General features: G+C 47.3%; 1 protein-coding gene. It reads left to right on the top strand.

Annotated elements, in window-relative coordinates; translation table 11 throughout:
• Positions 1–1,263: bifunctional aconitate hydratase 2/2-methylisocitrate dehydratase (locus R8269_RS24815; RefSeq protein ID WP_318222857.1), on the top strand; the 1,263-nt coding region annotated here is incomplete at both ends.

Genomic DNA, 1,263 nt, shown 5'->3' with positions numbered 1-1,263 from the left:
ACCCTGACCAGCCAGGCACTATCGGTCCAATCAAACAAATCGAAGAGCTAAAATCAAAAGGTCACCAGCTAGTGTATGTTGGTGATGTTGTTGGTACTGGTTCTTCTCGTAAATCTGCAACTAACTCAGTGCTATGGTTCATGGGCGATGATATCCCTTACGTACCTAACAAACGCGCTGGTGGTTACGTGCTTGGCGGTAAAATTGCACCTATCTTCTTCAACACAATGGAAGATGCGGGCGCGCTGCCTATCGAAGTTGATGTAACGAAGTTGAATATGGGCGACGTTATCGACGTTTACCCATACGAGGGCAAAGTATGTAACCACGAAACAGGTGAAGTGCTCGCTGAGTTTTCTCTAAAAACAGACGTGCTGATTGATGAAGTACGTGCTGGCGGTCGTATCCCACTGATCATCGGTCGTGGTTTAACAGATAAAGCGCGCCAAGCTCTAGGTCTTGAGTCTTCTGATGTATTCCGTAAACCTGGTGAAGTCGCTGATTCTGGCAAGGGTTACACGCTTGCACAGAAAATGGTTGGTAAAGCGTGTGGTGTAGCAGGTGTTCGTCCGGGCACTTACTGTGAGCCTAAGATGACAACCGTAGGTTCTCAAGATACAACGGGTCCTATGACGCGTGATGAGCTTAAAGACCTTGCGTGTCTTGGCTTCTCAGCAGACCTAGTTATGCAGTCGTTCTGTCACACATCTGCGTACCCTAAACCAGTTGACGTGAATACTCACCATACACTTCCTGATTTCATCATGAACCGTGGCGGTGTTTCTCTACGTCCAGGCGATGGTATTATCCACTCGTGGCTAAACCGTATGCTACTGCCAGATACTGTCGGTACTGGTGGCGACTCGCATACTCGTTTCCCGTTAGGTATTTCATTCCCAGCTGGTTCTGGTCTGGTTGCATTCGCAGCGGCAACAGGCGTTATGCCATTGGATATGCCTGAATCAATTTTGGTTCGCTTTAAAGGCAAGATGCAACCGGGTATCACACTTCGTGACCTAGTTCATGCCATCCCTTACTACGCGATTCAACAAGGTCTACTGACTGTTGAAAAAGCCGGTAAAGTGAATGAATTCTCTGGCCGTATCCTTGAGATTGAAGGTCTAGAAACACTAACGGTTGAGCAAGCATTCGAACTGTCTGATGCATCAGCTGAGCGTTCTGCTGCGGGTTGTACCGTTAAGCTATCTCAAGAATCAATCGAAGAATACCTAAACTCGAACATCGTAATGCTTAAGTGGATGA

Source organism: Vibrio sp. Vb0667, assembly GCF_033391095.1.
This window is presented reverse-complemented; position numbering and strand designations above follow the sequence as displayed.